Below are 17,363 nucleotides of genomic sequence, written 5' to 3'. Positions count from 1 at the left end.
GTCACCCGCGACCCCAATGCCAGACTTGCCCCATGGCGGAAATCATCCAGCGGGACGGTACCTGGGCCTTCGACGGCGACGCCCTGCGCCTGACCCCGGGACGCGACAAGAACGTCAGCCTGTTCCGCACGTCCCTGGGTGAACTCGTCGTCCCGCTCGGTGCGTTGGCGGGGATCTCCTTCGAGCAGGGCCGCAAGGCCGGGCGGCTCAGGCTGCGGCTGCGCGACGGCGCCGATCCGCTGCTGCACGCGACCGGCGGCCGCCTCACCGAACCCAACGACCCCTATCAGCTGATCGTCGAGTCCGACCGCTACGGCGTCGCCGAGTACTTCGTGGACGAGGTCCGCGAGGCCCTCCTCCTCGACCAGGTTCCGGTGACCCCGGTGACCGAGTATCTGCTCCCCGGCCCCGCCGTCCCGCTGTCGTTCTCCGCCGGCGACGGCACCGCGTCCTTCGACGGTGACCGGGTCCGCCTGGAGTGGAACTGGAAGACGGAGGACGCCAAGGCCGCCGCCGGCATCCGTACCCTCCCCCTCAGCGACCTCGCCGCCGTGGAGTGGCTCCCGGCGGCGGGTCTGGACAACGGCCATCTCCGCTTCACGGTGAAGCACGCGCCGACGAAGGCGCCGCCGAAGTACGACCCCCACTCGGTGGAGCTGTGGGGCTTCAAGAAGGACCCGCTGATGGCCCTGATCGCGGCGGCCGTCCAGGCCAGGCTCCCCCACCCGGCCCGGGCGGCCACCGTCGACGTACACAAGGCCCTGGACCCACGACCGGAAACGCCTTCCCTCCCGGTCGCGCCCGTCGAGGACGGCCATGACGCCCTCCTGCGCCGTCTGCGCGAGCTCGGCGAGCTGCGCCGCACGGGCGTGCTGACGGACGAGGAGTTCACGATGGCCAAGCAGGCGATCCTCAAACGGATGTAAGCCCCTTGCCGGCGCGGCTACTTGGCCTTGCGGGCCACCGTGAAGTGGTCGATCCGGTCGCCGGTCTCGGCGATGCCGGACACCTTCAGCTTGGCGTAGTGCCCGCGCGGCGCCGGTTCCACGTCCACCCGCAGGAACGAGTAGTTGAGATACCGCACCCGGGACCAGGTGACGGTCTCGTTGACCTTGCCGTCCTTGGTGTTGACGAAGGAGGCGACGGAGTCGACCTCGTTCAGGTGGCCCTCGTAGGAGTCGGGCGCGGTGAACGCGTAGAGGCTGCGTCCCGCCGCACCGGCCGTCACGTAGACGACGCCCTCGGTCTCCGGGTAGGCCGTCTCGCCGATCGGCAGCTTCTTGACGACCTTGTCGCCCTTGATGACGTCCGTCCGCTCGTACTGGTGGTTGTGGCCGTTGATGACCAGGTCCACCGTGTACTTCTCGAACAGCGGCACCCACTCCTGCCGTACACCGCCCTCGGAGGCGTGCGCGGTGGAGGTGCAGTAGGCGCAGTGGTGGAAGAAGACGACGACGAAGTCGATGTCGGGCCGGGCCCGGAGCTTCCTCAACTGCCCCTCGAACCACGTGGTCTGCGTCCCGCCGGAGATGCCGAGGTTGGCGGGGATCTCGTACGACACGTCGTTCGGGTCGAGGGAGATGATCGCGGTGTTGCCGTGGACGAAGGAGTAGACGCCCGGGAGGTTCTTCTTGTCCGGCCCGTTGTCGGGGAGCGTGAAGCGGGCCTCCTCGCCACCGTAGCCGTTGGGCGAGTACCAGGCCTCCATGTCGTGGTTGCCGTAACTCACCATCCACGGCACGGACTTGGCGACCGACTCGGTCTGGGCGAGGAACTGGTCCCAGACCCGCGAGTCGAAGCCGGTGTCGGCGGACTTGCCCTGCCCGGCCGGGTCGGCGTAGGCGATGTCGCCGGCGTGCAGGTGGAAGGCCGGGTTCTGGCCGAGGAGCAGGCTGTCGTTGGCGAGGCCGTGGTAGCTGACGCCCTGGTCGCCGAAGGCGGTGAAGGTGAAGGGCGCCTTGTGGGCGGGGGCGGTGGTGAAGGTGCCGAGGGTGCCGGCGAGGTGCGGGGCGGCGGGGTCGAAGCCCTGGTGGCCGACGCCGTAGTAGTACGTCTTGCCGGGCTTGAGGTGGGTCAGCTTGGCGTGGATGTAGTACTGGGTGTGGTCGGCGCTCGTCCCCACACCCGCCGGGGTGTAGAGGGTGCGGACCTCGGCCTCGATCTTGCGGGAGAGGTCCCAGGGGTGGGCGCCGATCCGGAGGAAGGGCTTCTTCACGGCGACCGGAACCTGCCACGAGACGGTCATCTCGGTGCGCGGGTCGTTGCCGTAGGCGAGGTGGCGGCCGAAGGGGGCGACGAGCGCCCCGTCGACGGTCTCGGTGCGCGGGGCGGCCATGGGCGTGGCCTGGGCCGTGGCGCCGGGCACGAACGCGCCGCCCGCGACGGCGCCCAGCGTGACCGCGCCGCCCCTGATCATCGTGCGCCGGGAGAATCTGGCGCGCAGGTACTCGTGCTGCTCGGCCATGCTCATGCGCTCGGCGAGCTGCTCCGGTACTCCCATGCGAGGAATGTCCATGACGACCGAAACTCGTCCCCTCAGGCAACGAGATGCAAGACGCCGGGTGGCCAGGTCACGAACACGGCCTCATAAGAGATTCAATGTTGTTCTAAGAGTTTCTACAGCGCTCTGCCCGATATCGGGCAGGATTCTTGCGAGGGGGCCGCCGATACCCCAGGATCTACCGAGTGCACGACGACCTTGTTGATCACCTGACCCGCACCACGCCCCTCCAGCGGGGCGAGGCGCTGCGGGTGGTCCAGGACGTGCTCGCCTACTTCGACGAGACGACCGAGGTGTACGTCCGTCGCCGCCACCGCGAGCTCCAGGCTCAGGGCCTGGTGAACGCGGAGATCTTCGACCGGATCGAGGCGGACCTGAAATACCGGGCGGTGGCCCCACCGGAGCTCACGCTCCGCCAGCTGCGCCGGATCGTCTACGGCTAGGAATACGTATATATGTGCGGAATCGTCGGATACATCGGCAAGCGTGACGTGGCCCCCCTCCTCCTGGAGGGCCTCCAGCGCCTGGAGTACCGGGGCTACGACTCGGCCGGCATCGCCATCACCGCGCCGAAGACGGCCGGACTGAGGACCGTCAAGGCCAAGGGCCGCGTCCGCGACCTGGAGGCCAAGGTCCCGGCCCGCTTCAAGGGCACGACCGGCATCGCCCACACCCGCTGGGCCACCCACGGCGCCCCCTCCGACGCCAACGCCCACCCGCACCTCGACGCCGAGGGCCGGGTCGCCGTCGTCCACAACGGCATCATCGACAACGCCTCCGACCTGCGCCGCAAGCTGGAGGCCGACGGCGTCGAGTTCCTCTCCGAGACCGACACCGAGGTCCTCGTCCACCTGATCTCCCGCTCCACCGCGGAGAAGCTGGAGGACAAGGTCCGCGAGACCCTCCGCCTCATCGAGGGCACCTACGGCATCGCCGTCCTGCACGCCGACTTCCCGGACCGCATCGTCGTCGCCCGCAACGGTTCCCCGGTCGTCCTCGGCATCGGCGAGAAGGAGATGTTCGTCGCCTCGGACATCGCCGCCCTGGTCGCCCACACGCGGCAGATAGTGACGTTGGACGACGGCGAGATGGCCACCCTGAAGGCCGACGACTTCCGCACGTACACCACCGAGGGCACCCGTACGACGTCCGAGCCGACCACGGTCGAGTGGGAGGCGGCCTCCTACGACATGGGCGGCCACGACACGTACATGCACAAGGAGGTCCACGAGCAGGCGGACGCCGTCGACCGCGTCCTGCGCGGCCGCATCGACGACCGCTTCTCCACGGTCCACCTCGGCGGCCTGAACCTGGACGCCCGCGAGGCCCGCCAGATCCGCCGCGTGAAGATCCTCGGCTGCGGCACCTCGTACCACGCCGGCATGATCGGCGCGCAGATGATCGAGGAGCTGGCCCGCATCCCCGCGGACGCCGAGCCGGCCTCCGAGTTCCGCTACCGCAACGCGGTCGTGGACCCCGACACGCTCTACATCGCGGTCTCCCAGTCCGGCGAGACCTACGACGTCCTCGCGGCCGTCCAGGAGCTGAAGCGCAAGGGCGCCCGCGTCCTGGGCGTGGTGAACGTGGTGGGCTCCGCGATCGCCCGTGAGGCGGACGGCGGCATCTACGTCCACGCGGGTCCCGAGGTCTGCGTGGTCTCCACGAAGTGCTTCACCAACACCACGGTCGCCTTCGCGCTGCTCGCCCTGCACCTGGGCCGCACCCGCGACCTCTCGGTCCGCGACGGCAAGCGCATCATCGAGGGCCTGCGCAAGCTGCCCGCCCAGATCTCCGAGATCCTCGACCAGGAGGAGGAGATCAAGAAGCTGGCCGAGCAGTACACCGACGCCCGCTCGATGCTCTTCATCGGCCGCGTCCGGGGCTACCCGGTGGCCCGTGAGGCCTCCCTGAAGCTCAAGGAGGTCTCCTACATCCACGCCGAGGCCTACCCGGCCTCCGAGCTCAAGCACGGCCCGCTGGCCCTGATCGAGCCCGCCCTCCCCACGGTCGCGATCGTCCCCGACGACGACCTGCTGGAGAAGAACCGCGCCGCGATGGAGGAGATCAAGGCCCGCAGCGGCAAGATCCTCGCGGTCGCCCACCAGCACCAGGAAAAGGCCGACCACACCATCGTCGTCCCGAAGAACGAGGACGAACTCGACCCCATCCTCCTGGGCATCCCCCTCCAACTCCTGGCGTACCACACGGCATTGGCCCTGGGACGGGACATTGACAAGCCCAGGAACCTCGCCAAATCAGTGACGGTTGAGTAAAGGCTGTTAGGGGCGCGGGGAACTGCGCGAGCAACCCCCACACACCCGCAGCGGCCAACGCGACGGAACGGACCCCCACGTGATGCCACCCATCACGGGGGGTCCGCTCTCATAGCGCCGGGGCCGCCCAATACCCCGACGTCGGCTGCCAGTTAGCCGGTTGCCGTCACGCCCCGACCGGCAGCACGCCCAGGAAGCACCGTCGGCCAATGAGCCAACGCAGCAGTGGCCGCGTACCAAGCAACCGCCCCCGCCGCGACCGCGAACCAGCCACCCACCTTGCCGAGCCCCCCGTTGTCGGCGAAGGCCGCGATGGCCATCAGCACGAGGGACACGAAGAGCAACCCGTAGGTGCCCTGCCCGAGTTGGTCCCCACCGGCGAGGGTGAGGGACAGCGCCACGAGGGCGAAGAGCAGGAAGAACAGCCCGGCCGCGTTGGCGGATCCGGCGTCGGAGACGGCCCACGTGAGCCACAGCGCGCCCAGCGCCGTGAACGCGGTCCCGTTGGCGGTGTCGCGGTCGCGGAAGGCCATGAGCCCGGCGACGAAGAGGGCGATTCCGCCCACGTAATGGGCGATTGACACGGCGTCAGCGGCTGTCACGCCGTCGATCACGTCGGTGTGGCCGAGCCCGAACGCCAGGAGGGTGATCCCGAGGGCGAGTCGGCCGACGATGGTGGTGGTTGCTCCCGCGGAGACGTCGTTGTCCACGGCGGGCTCCCTTCATGCTGTGCAGTTGTGCGGTGTGTGCGATATATGCCCTTCACAAAGGCACAAACACCTCTACGCACCAGTAGATTTGGGCGTTGCACAACAGGGAGGGGGCGTTCCCGGTTCGCATCTCACCTGGGAGAACGACGAGTTACGGAATGACGACGACGGGACGCTTGGCCCGCTTGGCGAGTCGCCCGGCGACGGAGCCGAAGATGCGCCCCACGATCCCGTGGGTCGACCCGACGACGATCGCGTCCGCCTCGTACTCCCGCCCGACCTCTTCGAGTTCATGGCAGATGTCGCCGCCGCGCTCGACGAGGATCCAGGGCACTTCGGCGAGATAGTCCGCACAGGCCAGCTCAAGACCGAGAACCTCGGTGCGATGGTCCGGGACGTCCACGAAGACCGGCGGCTCGCAGCCCGCCCACACGGTGGTGGGCAGCCGGTTGGCGACATGGACGATGATCAGGGCCGAGCCGGAGCGGTGGGCCATACCGATGGCGTACGCGAGGGCGCGCTCGCTGGAGGTGGAGCCGTCGAAGCCCACGACGACGCCGTGCTTGAAGGCGGGGTCGCAGGAATGGCGTGGCTCTTCCGCCGCCAGGGGCTCGGCCGCCGTGGGATCGGCGACGGGCCGCTTGCGGTCCGCGGGTTCGAAGAATTCGTGACCGGCCATGGCTGTCTCGGCGTTGTGATCCTTAGTGGGAGGGACGACAGTGTGCGGCGGAGCTGTGTCCGGGAATCATCTTCCCAACCCCATACCCCCAAGGGTACGGCGGCACGCCTCCTTCGCCCATATCCCGCTCACGGTCAGTGAGAGGTTCCAGGGAGCATGCACGAGGGTGCGCCCGTAACGCAATGGTTGCTGCGCTGTACAGGCGGTTTGCACAGGGTTCAGGTCTCCATGGCCCCCCGAAGGGCCCTGCGGGCAGTGACCGACCCGTCGAACGGGCGTTGAACCCCGCGAGCCACCCCCAGGGAGCACTCCATGTCCGGACACCGACCGCCCTCCGACGAATCCGCCACGGACGTGGTCCGCTGGGCGGCCTTCAGTTGCGTCCTCGTGCCGGTGGTCCTTGTCTGGTACGGCTCCTCGCTCGCCGGCGCCGCGGGCACCGCCCTGGGGCTCGCCGCCGTCACGGCGGTCTGCCGGGTGCTGCTGCGGCAGTCGGAGCGCGGCGCGGCACGCTTGCTCGCCGAGGAACACGCACCCCATCGTGGCCGTCGTCACAGGACCGGATCCGGGTCTCATCGAGGCGGTCGTCACACTGGGGGAAACTCACCGGTCGCGTGACCGGTTTCCATGCACGGACCCGTATCTTTTCAGCCAACTTCTCGGCCCCGCACATCCGTTGCTCCCGGCACCCCCCACCCCCCGTTCGACCTGCACGGAAAGGGTCCCGGGGCCCCTTCGCACCCCTCGTGGATTGGCCACTACGACGAGGCGCACTTCCCTGCACGGCCCGTGAGTGCAACGCTTCGTGATCGAATGCTTCACGCCAAGTTGCCATGTCGACAATGTGCCGGTTGCCGAACTGGTCACCCCGGCACCACGGGACACAGTAGATTCGATCTTGACGTCTTACGGCGGGGGACTCGTGCAGGACCGAGGGGAAACGTGCAGGAGCGACACAACCGAGGAGCCGCGACCACCGAGGGGGGCTTAGCAGTATGAGCCACGACTCCACTGCCGCGCCGGAAGCCGCGGCCCGGAAACTGTCCGGGCGACGCCGCAAGGAGATCGTCGCGGTGCTGCTGTTCAGCGGCGGCCCCATCTTCGAGAGTTCCATACCGCTGTCGGTGTTCGGGATCGACCGCCAGGACGCCGGCGTGCCGCGCTACCGCTTGCTGGTGTGCGGCGGCGAGGAAGGCCCGCTGCGGACCACAGGGGGCCTGGAACTCACCGCGCCACATGGCCTGGAGGCGATCTCGCGGGCGGGCACGGTCGTCGTGCCGGCCTGGCGTTCGATCACCTCGCCACCGCCCGAGGAAGCACTCGACGCACTGCGTCGGGCGCACGAGGAAGGCGCCCGTATCGTCGGGCTGTGCACGGGTGCCTTCGTCCTCGCCGCGGCGGGCCTGCTGGACGGCCGCCCCGCGACCACACACTGGATGTACGCGCCGACGCTGGCCAAGCGCTACCCGTCGGTGCACGTCGATCCACGAGAACTCTTCGTGGACGACGGCGACGTGCTGACCTCCGCCGGCACGGCGGCCGGCATCGACCTCTGCCTCCACATCGTGCGCACGGACCACGGCAACGAGGCGGCGGGCGCACTGGCCCGGCGTCTGGTCGTGCCCCCGCGCCGCTCGGGCGGTCAGGAGCGCTACCTCGACAGGTCTTTACCTGAGGAGATCGGCGCCGACCCGCTCGCCGAGGTCGTCGCCTGGGCGCTGGAGCACCTCCACGAACAGTTCGACGTGGAGACGCTGGCGGCGAGGGCGTACATGTCGCGACGCACCTTCGACCGCCGCTTCCGCTCGCTGACGGGATCGGCCCCTCTCCAGTGGCTGATCACCCAGCGGGTGTTGCAGGCCCAGCGTCTGCTGGAGACATCGGACTACTCGGTGGACGAGGTCGCGGGCCGCTGCGGCTTCCGGTCGCCGGTGGCGCTGCGCGGGCACTTCCGCCGCCAGCTGGGCTCGTCGCCCGCCGCGTACCGGGCGGCGTACCGGGCCCGGCGTCCCCAGGGCGACAGGCCGCCGACCGACACCGACGGCGCCACGGGCCCCTCGGGGCCGCCGCTCCTCCACCCGGAGGCCGGTCCGGTCCCGCTCCAGACCCGCCGTACGGCGGCGGCGAGCGCGATGGGTCCGGCGGCGCAGCTGTCGGCGAGTCTGCCGGGGCAGCGCAGCGGCTCGTGAGGCGCTGAGGCGTCGACGCCGGACGGGGTGATCCACTCATCCCGTCCGGCGTTCCGCCATGCCGTGCCGCGATCATGGCCGTGGCCGGGAGACTGGCTGCACCACCGGTCCTCCCAAACCGCGACACCAGCTTTAGGGTGTTCGCATGAACGATCGCATGGTGTGGATCGACTGCGAGATGACCGGCCTCTCGCTGTCCGACGACGCTCTCATCGAGGTAGCCGCCCTCGTCACCGACTCCGAGCTGAACGTACTCGGCGAAGGAGTGGACATCGTCATCCGCCCGCCGGCCCGGGCGCTGGAGACGATGCCGGAGGTGGTGCGTCAGATGCACACCGCGTCCGGACTGCTCGACGAGCTGGCGGGCGGCACCACGCTCGCCGACGCCGAGGAACAGGTCCTCGCCTACATCCGGGAGCACGTCAAGGAAGCCGGCAAGGCTCCCCTGTGCGGCAACTCGGTGGGCACCGACCGCGGTTTCCTGGCCCGGGACATGACGGCGCTGGAGGGCTACCTCCACTACCGCATCGTCGATGTCTCCTCGGTGAAGGAACTGGCCCGCCGCTGGTACCCGCGCGCCTACTTCAACAGCCCCGAGAAGAACGGCAACCACCGCGCCCTCGCCGACATCCGCGAGTCGATCGCGGAGCTGCGCTACTACCGGGAGGCCATCTTCGTGCCGCAGCCCGGCCCCGACTCGGACACCGCGCGCACGATCGCGGCCAAGCACGTACTGCCTGCTCAGTAGGCGGATGAGGGTCCTCCGGAGGGGCGCCGTAAAAGCCGTGCGCGAGCACCCCTTCGGACCCTGTACACTTTTTCTCGGCCGGTAGGGAACACCACAAAATCCCTCGCCGGTCATGGTGGGTGTAGCTCAGCTGGTAGAGCACCTGGTTGTGGTCCAGGATGCCGCGGGTTCGAGTCCCGTCACTCACCCTGAACAGTCGGCCGGTGACCTTGGCAACAAGGTCACCGGCCGATTGCGTTGCGCACCCCGAACCCGTCCATGTAGTCGCGGACTTGAACCAGCTCGCCGTCCCGTACGCGCAGCACCAGCAGACCCGGTACGTCGACGGTCCCCGTCCGCCCGGGCAGGGACGCCACCACGGTGTGCTCGGCGACGACCACCTCCGGGTCGCCGGTGTCATGGACGGCCGCCACCTCGATCCGCTCTACCCGCACGGGGCTGCGCCCCCACGCCCCCCGGTATCCCGCCCGCACCGCCTCCCTCCCCTGGAACCGCGGCGGGAAGCCGGGGCTCGCGAACGGGAACTCATGCACCGCGTCCTCGGCGTAGAGATCCGCGAGATCGTCGGCCGACTTGTCGCGCATGGCCTGGTAGTAGCGAGCGAGCACATCCCGAGGACCACTCATGCGCCCCACCCCTTTCACTCGACATTTCACTCAACAGTTGTTGAGTCACCGACTCTACGACCGCTCCACCGCACCGGTCAACGCTTGTAGAGTGAACGGGTGAGTGAAGGAGTGAGTGAACGGGTGAGCGAACCTGCCATGACCCGCGCCGAGCGGCGCCTCGCCAGCCGGGCCCGGATCCTGGAGAGCGCCCGCGGGCTGTTCGCCGAGCGGGGCTTCGAGCGGACGACGATCCGTGCGGTGGCGGCGGGGGCCGGGGTGGACCCGGCACTGGTGATGCAGCACTTCGGCAGCAAGCGGGACCTGTTCACGGAAGCGGTCGTGGCGCCCCCGGACCTCGGGGAGGTCAAAGACCCGGACGGCGTCGTCGACCAGCTCCTCACCACCCTCGGCGTCAAACTCGGCGGGCTTCCCGACGGCACCCTGGCCACCCTGCGCTCGATGCTCACCGACCCGGCGGCGGCGGAGCACGCCCGTACGGCGATGACGCGGCAGATCGACGGCCTGGCCGCCACCCTCCCGAGCGCCGCCGAGGACGACGCCGAGCTGCGCGCCGCGCTGGCCGTCACCGCCCTGGTCGGCATCACCATCGGCCACCAGCTCCTGGGCCTGCCCGCCCTTCGCGAGGTCCCCGCGGACCGGGTGGCCGCACTGCTCCGTCCCGCCCTCAAGGCCCTGACGGATCCGCCTGCTTGAGAGAGGAGCCCCCGTGCTGACCGAGCCCATCCGCACGGCCCGCCTGGACCTCGTCCCGCTGGCGGTGGAGCACGCGGCGGAGATGTCGGGCGTCCTGGCCGACCCCGCCCTGCACACGTACATCGGCGGCGAGCCCCTCTGCCCGGAGGCCCTGCGCGCCCGCTACGAACGCCTGACCGCCGGCTCACCGGACCCGGCCGTCTCCTGGCACAACTGGGTCCTGCGCCTGCGCACGGCCGACTGCCTGATCGGCACCGTCCAGGCGACGGTCACCCCGGCCCGCCGCGCGGCGGAGATCGCCTGGATCACCGGCACCCCCTGGCAGGGCCGGGGCCTCGCCACGGAAGCGGCCCGCGCCCTGACCACCTGGCTCGTCCGCCACTACATCCGCACGATCACGGCCCACATCCACCCCGCCCACCAGGCCTCCGCGGCGGTGGCGAGAGCGGCGGGGTTGTCGCCGACACAGGAGGTGGACGACGAGGGAGAGGTGGTGTGGCGGCTGTCGCTGGGGGGCTGAGGGGCTGAGGGGGCGTGACTCCGGACAACACCGGCCGTCGTTCAGGTGCGGGTGTCCCGCAACGTTCCGGACGCTACGACGAAGCCCGCGCCACCAGTTCCGTCACCAGTTCCACCTGGCGTCGGTCCAGCTCCCTGGACGCGGCCGGGCGGCGGTCCGCGATCTCGGTCAGGAGGAGGTTGATCATTTGGCGGCCCATCTCGGCGATGGGCTGGCGGACGCTGGTGAGGGGCGGCTCCATGTGGCGGGCTATGGCGGAGTCGTCGTAGCCGACCAGCGCCACGTCGTCGGGGATGCGGCGGCCCGCCTCCCTGAGGGCCTGGCGGGCGCCGGCCGCGGTGACGTCGGAGGCGGCGAAGACCGCGTCCAGGTCGGGCCGGCGGGACAGCAACGCCGCCATCGCCCGGCTGCCGCCCTCCTCCGTGAAGTCACCCGCCTCGATCAGCGCCTCGTCCGAGCCGAGGCCCGCGTCCAGCAGGGCGTCGCGGTAGCCGTCGACACGGCGCTGGGCGCCGTACACGTCGAGGCGGCCGGTGATGTGGGCGATGCGGCGGTGGCCGCGGGACAGCAGATGTTCGACCGCCTGGCGGGCGCCGCCGTAGTTGTCGGAGTCGACCGACGGCAGCGTCTCCAGCGCCGAGCGCGGGCCGCTGATCACCGCCGGGATCTCCAGCTGGGACAGCAGGTCGGGCAGCGGGTCGTCGGCGTGGACCGAGACCAGCAGCACGCCGTCGACCCGGTGGGCGGCGAGGTACTGGGCCAGCCGGCGGCGCTCCTTGTCGTTGCCCGCGAAGATCAGCAGCAACTGCATCTCGGTGTCGGACAGTTCCGCCGCGACGCCCTTCAGCATGTCCGAGAAGTACGGCTCCGCGAAGAACCGGGTCTCCGGCTCGGGGACGACGAGCGCGATCGCGTCCGTGCGGTTCGCCGCGAGGGCGCGGGCCGCCGTGTTCGGGACGTACCCCAGCTCCGCGACCGCCGCCTCCACCGCGGCGCGCGTCGCGTCGCTGACCCGCGGCGAGCCGTTGATGACCCGGGAGACCGTGCCACGCCCCACTCCGGCGCGTGCGGCCACCTCTTCGAGGGTGGGCCGGCCACCGCTCCGAGCTCGCGCCCCGTGGCTTGCCATGTGGCTCCGCCTCCCGCCGTTCTCACCTACGTTGGCCTGGAATCTAACAGTCGTGATCGGACCGGGATCCAGCGACAACATCTCGTATCCGGTACGACGGCACCCGCCCACAGATTCCGCTTCGGTTCCGCTTGCCGGAGCACTGTGCGTTCAGACTTGCACGCAACACTGGGTACGGGAGTTCGCGAAGGCAACCTCGAACGCCCCCGAGGCCTCCCCGACGGGCCTCGCACCAAGGAAGCCGTCCGCGTACCCGACAGATCGCATACGAACAGATCAGCCTCCCCCCTTCAGCGAAAGAAACATCTCGAAGCGATATCGCACTGTCCGTGCCCTTGACACCCCCGCCGAGACCGACGACTCTTCAACTCATCACTGGTGGGAGCGCTCCCACAGTACCTGACACATACACATCCCGCACGTTCCCCGCCCGAGCCGCCGCGAGAAACTAACGGGCCCAACAATGCAGTTGGCCGGGGGGTCGGCACGTCAGGGCAACAGGAGGACTCAATGCGAGCACGTACCCGAACCGCCCGTCGCAGGGTGGTCGTCCTCGCGGCCGTAGCGTCGCTGGGCGCCGGGCTGCTGGCCGGCTGTGCCGACGACGGCAACGACGACAGCAACGAGTCGTCGGGCGGTGGCGGCGGTAAGACCACGATCACCCTCGGCCTCTTCGGCACCGCCGGCTTCAAGGAGTCGGGCCTGTACAAGGAGTACGAGAAGCTCCACCCGAACATCCACATCGAGCAGACCGTCGTCGAGCGCAACGAGAACTACTACCCGGCGCTGCTGAACCACCTCACCACCAACAGTGGTCTCCAGGACATCCAGATGGTCGAGGTCGGCAACATCGCCGAGATCGTCCAGACCCAGTCCGCCAAGCTGCTCGACCTGTCGAAGTACGGCAAGGAGAGCGACTACCTGGGCTGGAAGTGGAAGCAGGCCACCACCTCCGGCGGCCAGACCGTCGCGCTCGGCACGGACGTCGGCCCGATGGCCATCTGCTACCGCAAGGACCTGTTCAAGGCGGCCGGTCTGCCGACCGACCGCGAGGAGGTCGGCAAGCTGTGGGCGGGCAGCTGGGACAAGTTCGTCGACGTCGGCAAGCAGTACCAGAAGAAGGCCAAGGGCACGACCTTCCTGGACTCCCCCGGCGGTCTGCTCCAGGCCATCGTCAGCAGTGAGGAGGAGCGCTTCTACGACGCCTCCGGCAAGGTCATCTACAAGACCAACCCGGCCGTGAAGTCCGCCTTCGACCTCACCGCCAAGGCCGCCGAGGCCGGACTGATCGGCAACCAGACGCAGTTCCAGCCCGCCTGGGACACGACGATCGCCAACAGCAAGTTCGCCGCGATGTCCTGCCCGCCGTGGATGCTCGGCTACATCAAGGGCAAGTCGAAGGCCGACGCCAAGGGCAAGTGGGACGTCGCCCAGGCGCCGAAGTCCGGTAACTGGGGCGGTTCCTTCCTGTCCGTGCCCAAGTCCGGCAAGAACACCGAGGAGGCCGCCAAGCTCGCCGCCTGGCTGACCGCCCCGGAGCAGCAGGCCAAGCTCTTCGCCGTCCAGGGCAGCTTCCCGAGCACCCCGGCCGCGTACGACTCGGACGCGGTGAAGAACGCCAAGAACGACATGACGGGTGACGCGCCGATCGGCACGATCTTCGCCGAGGCCGCCAAGAACATCCCCGTGCAGTCGATCGGTCCGAAGGACCAGATCATCCAGCAGGGTCTCACCGACAACGGCGTGATCCTCGTGACCCAGGGCAAGTCCGCCAAGGAAGCCTGGGAGACGGCCACCAAGACCATCGACAACAACCTGGACCAGTGACCCGTATGACCACTGGGCACGACACCACCGCCGCGTCCCCCCTCAAGGGGGGCGCGGCCCCGGCCCGCCCGACCGCGGGGCCTCCGGAGGACGAGCGCCGCCGCGCCCGGCTTTCCCGCCGCTGGCAGCGGGACATGCGCTGGAGCCCGTACGCCTTCGTCTCGCCGTTCTTCCTGCTGTTCCTGGCGTTCGGCCTGTTCCCGCTGATCTACACCGGGTGGGCCTCGCTGCATCAGGTGGAGCTGACCGCGCCCACCGACATGCACTGGGTGGGCTTCCGGAACTACACGCGGATCTTCGACGACGACTTCTTCTGGAACGCGGCGAAGAACACGCTGACCATCGGGATCATCGCGACGGTCCCGCAGCTGCTGATGGCGATGGGCCTCGCGCACATCCTCAACTACAAGCTGCGTGGCTCGACCTTCTACCGGGTCGCGATGCTCGCCCCGTACGCGACGTCGATCGCCGCCGCCTCGCTCGTCTTCGTCCTGCTCTTCGGCCGCGACTACGGCATGATCAACTGGGTCCTCGACCAGGTCGGCATCGGCAAGATCGACTGGCAGAACGACAAGTGGCCGTCGCAGATCGCAGTGTCCTCGATCGTCATCTGGCGGTGGACGGGGTACAACGCGCTGATCTATCTGGCCGCGATGCAGGCGATCCCGCAGGACCTGTACGAGTCCGCGGCGCTCGACGGCGCCAGCCGCTGGCAGCAGTTCTTCCATGTGACGCTGCCGTCGCTGCGGCCGACGATCCTGTTCACCGTGGTCGTCTCGACCATCGGCGCCTCCCAGCTCTTCGGCGAGCCGCTGCTGTTCGACGCGAACAAGGGTGCGTCCGGCGGCTCCACCCACCAGTTCCAGACGCTCGGCCTGTATCTGTACGAGCAGGGCTGGGTCAACCAGCACCTGGGCCGTGCCTCCGCGATCGCCTGGACGATGTTCCTGATCCTCATCGTGGTCGGAATCATCAACTACGTCATCTCGCGCCGGCTGCGCGCCAGTAGTTAGGAGAACCGGCCGTGACGACGACACTCACCAAACCGCCGGCCGACGAGGCGAAGCGTCCCCGGCGCCCCAAGTCGGCCCGTGCGGGCGGCACCCTGCACGCCGGTCCGATCGCGTATCTGATCCTGATCCTGTTCACCCTCGGCTCGCTGTTCCCGCTGGTGTGGACGGCGATCGCCGCCTCCCGCGACAACCAGCGGCTGGCGGAGAACCCGCCGCCGATGTGGTTCGGCGGGGGCCTGTTCGACAAGCTGGAGATCGCCTGGAACGACGCCAACCTGGGCGAGGCGTTCATCAACACCACGTTCGTGGCGGGCATCTCGGCCGTGACCATCGTCTTCCTGTCGACGATCGCCGGGTTCGCCTTCGCCAAGCTGCGGTTCAAGGGCCGCGGTGCCCTGATGCTGATCGTGATCGGCACCATGATGGTGCCGCCGCAGCTGAGCGTGATCCCGCTGTACATGATGGTCGCCAAGCTCGACTGGTCCGACCAGCTGCAGGCGGTGATCCTGCCCTCGCTGGTCAGCGCGTTCGGCGTGTTCTTCATGCGGCAGTACCTGCTCCAGGCGCTGCCCGACGAGATCATCGAGGCCGCCCGGGTGGACGGCGCGAACAGTTGGCGGGTCATCTGGCACGTGGTGTTCCCGGCCGCCCGCCCCGCCATGGCCGTGCTCGGCATGCTGATGTTCGTGCAGACCTGGAACGACTTCCTGTGGCCGTTCCTGGTGCTCACCCAGAACGGCAACCCGACCGTGCAGGTCGCGGTCGCGGGCCTGGGCCGCGGCTACACGCCCGACCAGTCCCTGATCATGGCGGGCGCGCTGCTCGGCACGCTGCCGCTGTTGGTGGTCTTCGCGATCTTCGGCAAGCAGATCGTCGGCGGCATCATGCAGGGCGCCGTCAAGGGCTGACCTCCCGCTTTCCCGGGGGCCGGGTCACCGCCGCCTCGGCCCCTTCTCCTTCCCCCCATCTACCCGTCGGTCTCCACGACCTCCAATGGGAGCGCTTCCATGCCTGAACCCGCAACGCCGGCGACCCCGGTGACCTTTCCTCCCGCCTTCCTCTGGGGCGCCGCGACCTCCGCGTACCAGATCGAGGGGGCGGCGCGGGAGGACGGCCGTACGCCCTCGATCTGGGACACCTTCAGCCATACGCCCGGCAAGACCGCGGGCGGCGAGCACGGTGACATCGCTGTCGACCACTACCACCGCTACCGCGACGACGTGGCGATGATGGCGGACATCGGGCTGAACGCGTACCGCTTCTCGGTCTCCTGGTCCCGGGTGCAGCCGACCGGACGCGGCCCGGCGGTCCAGCGCGGCCTGGACTTCTACCGCAAGCTGGTCGACGAACTGCTGTCGAAGGGCATCAAGCCCGCCGTCACCCTCTACCACTGGGATCTGCCGCAGGAGCTGGAGGACGCGGGCGGCTGGCCGGAGCGGGACACGGCGTACCGGTTCGCGGAGTACGCGCAGATCGTCGGCGAGGCGCTGGGCGACCGGGTGGAGCAGTGGATCACCCTCAACGAGCCGTGGTGCAGCGCCTTCCTGGGCTACTCGTCCGGTGTCCACGCGCCCGGCCGCACCGACCCGGCCGCCTCCCTGAAGGCCGCGCACCACCTCAACCTGGCGCACGGCCTCGGTGCCTCGGCCCTGCGGGCGGCGATGCCGGCCCGTAACTCGGTCGCGGTGAGCCTCAACTCGTCCGTGGTCAGGCCGCTTTCGCAGGACCCCGCCGACCTGGCCGCGGTACGGAAGATCGACGACCTGGCCAACGGGATCTTCCACGGCCCGATCCTGCACGGGGCGTACCCGGAGTCGCTGTTCGCGGCGACGGAGCTGCTCACCGACTGGTCCTACGTCGAGGACGGCGACCTCGCGCTGATCAACCAGCCGTTGGACGCGCTGGGCCTCAACTACTACACGCCGACGCTGGTCTCGGCGGCCGACGCCGACCTCGCCGCGCCTCGCGCGGACGGTCACGGCTCCAGCGACCACTCCCCCTGGCCGGCCGCGGACGACGTCGCCTTCCACCAGACGCCGGGCGAGCGCACGGAGATGGGCTGGACGATCGACCCGACCGGCCTGCACGACCTGATCATGCGCTACACGCGCGAGGCCCCGGGTCTGCCGCTGTACGTGACGGAGAACGGCGCGGCCTACGACGACAAGCCCGACCCCGACGGCCGGGTCCACGACCCGGAGCGGATCGCCTACCTCCACGGCCATCTGCGCGCGGTCCGCCGGGCCATAGCGGAGGGCGCGGACGTCCGCGGTTACTTCCTGTGGTCCCTGATGGACAACTTCGAGTGGGCGTACGGCTACGAGAAGCGCTTCGGCGCGGTGTACGTCGACTACGCGACCCTCGCCCGTACGCCGAAGTCGAGCGCCCTGTGGTACGGGCAGGCGGCGCGGACGGGGACGCTTCCGCCGGTCACCGCGGAGATCTAGCCACCG

The 17,363-nt window shown here is 69.4% G+C and carries 17 protein-coding genes and 1 tRNA gene; 13 read left to right on the top strand and 5 right to left on the bottom strand.

Annotated features, from left to right (window positions below; translation table 11 throughout):
* Nucleotides 1–32 precede the first annotated feature (32 nt).
* Nucleotides 33–926, top strand: coding sequence for a DUF4429 domain-containing protein (locus OG885_RS28680; protein ID WP_405736695.1), 894 nt, complete (start codon nt 33–35; stop codon nt 924–926).
* Between the two features lie 17 nt (nt 927–943).
* On the opposite strand, the gene OG885_RS28675 is transcribed toward OG885_RS28680, so the two are convergent.
* On the bottom strand, nt 944–2,500 hold the full coding sequence (locus OG885_RS28675) for a fibronectin type III domain-containing protein (protein ID WP_405736692.1): 1,557 nt from the start codon (nt 2,498–2,500) through the stop codon (nt 944–946).
* 185 nt (nt 2,501–2,685) lie between these two features.
* Between OG885_RS28675 and OG885_RS28670 the strand changes: the two genes are divergently transcribed.
* Nucleotides 2,686–2,943, top strand: a complete 258-nt coding sequence (locus OG885_RS28670; protein ID WP_399961857.1) for a hypothetical protein — start codon at nt 2,686–2,688, stop codon at nt 2,941–2,943.
* Between the two features lie 12 nt (nt 2,944–2,955).
* Nucleotides 2,956–4,773 (top strand): glutamine--fructose-6-phosphate transaminase (isomerizing), encoded by a 1,818-nt coding sequence (gene glmS, locus OG885_RS28665; RefSeq protein WP_399961855.1) that lies wholly within the window; start codon nt 2,956–2,958, stop codon nt 4,771–4,773.
* 152 nt (nt 4,774–4,925) lie between these two features.
* On the opposite strand, the gene OG885_RS28660 is transcribed toward glmS, so the two are convergent.
* A complete protein-coding gene (locus OG885_RS28660) occupies nt 4,926–5,483 on the bottom strand; it encodes a GPR1/FUN34/YaaH family transporter (protein WP_405736687.1) in 558 nt (185 codons plus the stop codon).
* Between the two features lie 151 nt (nt 5,484–5,634).
* A complete protein-coding gene (locus tag OG885_RS28655; RefSeq protein WP_250078890.1) occupies nt 5,635–6,162 on the bottom strand; it encodes a universal stress protein in 528 nt (175 codons plus the stop codon).
* Between the two features lie 312 nt (nt 6,163–6,474).
* Between OG885_RS28655 and OG885_RS28650 the strand changes: the two genes are divergently transcribed.
* From OG885_RS28650 to OG885_RS28635, 4 genes are all read left to right on the top strand, one after another.
* Nucleotides 6,475–6,780 carry a hypothetical protein gene (locus OG885_RS28650; RefSeq protein WP_405736685.1) on the top strand — a complete coding sequence of 102 codons (306 nt, stop codon included), beginning with the start codon at nt 6,475–6,477 and terminating at the stop codon, nt 6,778–6,780.
* Between the two features lie 377 nt (nt 6,781–7,157).
* Nucleotides 7,158–8,351 carry a helix-turn-helix domain-containing protein gene (locus OG885_RS28645; RefSeq protein WP_405736683.1) on the top strand — a complete coding sequence of 398 codons (1,194 nt, stop codon included), beginning with the start codon at nt 7,158–7,160 and terminating at the stop codon, nt 8,349–8,351.
* Between the two features lie 145 nt (nt 8,352–8,496).
* Entirely contained in the window at nt 8,497–9,099 is a 603-nt protein-coding gene (orn, locus tag OG885_RS28640) for an oligoribonuclease (protein ID WP_405736679.1), read from the top strand.
* A 115-nt stretch (nt 9,100–9,214) separates the two neighbouring features.
* Nucleotides 9,215–9,287: transfer RNA gene (locus OG885_RS28635), tRNA-His, on the top strand.
* A gap of 33 nt (nt 9,288–9,320) precedes the next feature.
* On the opposite strand, the gene OG885_RS28630 is transcribed toward OG885_RS28635, so the two are convergent.
* Nucleotides 9,321–9,725: a nuclear transport factor 2 family protein gene (locus tag OG885_RS28630; RefSeq protein ID WP_405736676.1), complete on the bottom strand. Its 405-nt coding sequence runs from the start codon at nt 9,723–9,725 to the stop codon at nt 9,321–9,323.
* Nucleotides 9,726–9,848: 123 nt separating this feature from the next.
* Here OG885_RS28630 and OG885_RS28625 point away from each other — a divergent pair, with 123 nt between their 5' ends.
* Together OG885_RS28625 and OG885_RS28620 are read left to right on the top strand one after the other, a co-directional pair.
* The gene (locus OG885_RS28625; RefSeq protein WP_405736674.1) at nt 9,849–10,421 is read left to right on the top strand and encodes a TetR/AcrR family transcriptional regulator; all 573 of its coding nucleotides are present in this window, start codon (nt 9,849–9,851) and stop codon (nt 10,419–10,421) included.
* A 13-nt stretch (nt 10,422–10,434) separates the two neighbouring features.
* Nucleotides 10,435–10,941, top strand: a complete 507-nt coding sequence (locus OG885_RS28620; RefSeq protein ID WP_405736672.1) for a GNAT family N-acetyltransferase — start codon at nt 10,435–10,437, stop codon at nt 10,939–10,941.
* A 73-nt stretch (nt 10,942–11,014) separates the two neighbouring features.
* Here OG885_RS28620 and OG885_RS28615 read toward each other — a convergent pair whose 3' ends face one another.
* Nucleotides 11,015–12,070, bottom strand: coding sequence for a LacI family DNA-binding transcriptional regulator (locus OG885_RS28615; RefSeq protein WP_405736670.1), 1,056 nt, complete (start codon nt 12,068–12,070; stop codon nt 11,015–11,017).
* A 510-nt stretch (nt 12,071–12,580) separates the two neighbouring features.
* On the opposite strand from OG885_RS28615, the gene OG885_RS28610 reads away from it, so the two are divergent.
* The 4 genes from OG885_RS28610 (at nt 12,581) to OG885_RS28595 (ending at nt 17,357) form a co-directional block, all read left to right on the top strand.
* Nucleotides 12,581–13,897 (top strand): ABC transporter substrate-binding protein, encoded by a 1,317-nt coding sequence (locus tag OG885_RS28610; protein WP_405736668.1) that lies wholly within the window; start codon nt 12,581–12,583, stop codon nt 13,895–13,897.
* Between the two features lie 5 nt (nt 13,898–13,902).
* The gene (locus OG885_RS28605; protein ID WP_405736666.1) at nt 13,903–14,910 is read left to right on the top strand and encodes a carbohydrate ABC transporter permease; all 1,008 of its coding nucleotides are present in this window, start codon (nt 13,903–13,905) and stop codon (nt 14,908–14,910) included.
* Nucleotides 14,911–14,921: 11 nt separating this feature from the next.
* Complete coding sequence (locus OG885_RS28600) at nt 14,922–15,818, top strand: carbohydrate ABC transporter permease (protein ID WP_405736664.1); 897 nt, start codon at nt 14,922–14,924, stop codon at nt 15,816–15,818.
* Between the two features lie 99 nt (nt 15,819–15,917).
* On the top strand, nt 15,918–17,357 hold the full coding sequence (locus OG885_RS28595; RefSeq protein WP_405736661.1) for a GH1 family beta-glucosidase: 1,440 nt from the start codon (nt 15,918–15,920) through the stop codon (nt 17,355–17,357).
* The last annotated feature ends 6 nt before the right edge of the window (nt 17,358–17,363 follow it).

This window comes from Streptomyces sp. NBC_00028, from assembly GCF_045041065.1.
In the GTDB taxonomy this organism is placed as follows: domain Bacteria; phylum Actinomycetota; class Actinomycetes; order Streptomycetales; family Streptomycetaceae; genus Streptomyces.
The sequence above is the reverse complement of the archived record's forward strand: the minus strand, read 5'-3'. Positions and strand labels throughout refer to the sequence as shown.

Coding starts and splice junctions, on each gene's coding strand:
- OG885_RS28595 (WP_405736661.1), top strand. CDS start 15,918: ATGCCTGAACCCGCAACGCCGGCGACCCCGGTGACCTTTCCTCCCGCC.
- OG885_RS28655 (WP_250078890.1), bottom strand. CDS start 6,162: ATGGCCGGTCACGAATTCTTCGAACCCGCGGACCGCAAGCGGCCCGTC.
- orn (WP_405736679.1), top strand. CDS start 8,497: ATGAACGATCGCATGGTGTGGATCGACTGCGAGATGACCGGCCTCTCG.
- OG885_RS28615 (WP_405736670.1), bottom strand. CDS start 12,070: ATGGCAAGCCACGGGGCGCGAGCTCGGAGCGGTGGCCGGCCCACCCTC.
- OG885_RS28605 (WP_405736666.1), top strand. CDS start 13,903: ATGACCACTGGGCACGACACCACCGCCGCGTCCCCCCTCAAGGGGGGC.
- OG885_RS28650 (WP_405736685.1), top strand. CDS start 6,475: ATGTCCGGACACCGACCGCCCTCCGACGAATCCGCCACGGACGTGGTC.
- glmS (WP_399961855.1), top strand. CDS start 2,956: ATGTGCGGAATCGTCGGATACATCGGCAAGCGTGACGTGGCCCCCCTC.
- OG885_RS28630 (WP_405736676.1), bottom strand. CDS start 9,725: ATGAGTGGTCCTCGGGATGTGCTCGCTCGCTACTACCAGGCCATGCGC.
- OG885_RS28610 (WP_405736668.1), top strand. CDS start 12,581: ATGCGAGCACGTACCCGAACCGCCCGTCGCAGGGTGGTCGTCCTCGCG.
- OG885_RS28675 (WP_405736692.1), bottom strand. CDS start 2,500: ATGGGAGTACCGGAGCAGCTCGCCGAGCGCATGAGCATGGCCGAGCAG.
- OG885_RS28645 (WP_405736683.1), top strand. CDS start 7,158: ATGAGCCACGACTCCACTGCCGCGCCGGAAGCCGCGGCCCGGAAACTG.
- OG885_RS28680 (WP_405736695.1), top strand. CDS start 33: ATGGCGGAAATCATCCAGCGGGACGGTACCTGGGCCTTCGACGGCGAC.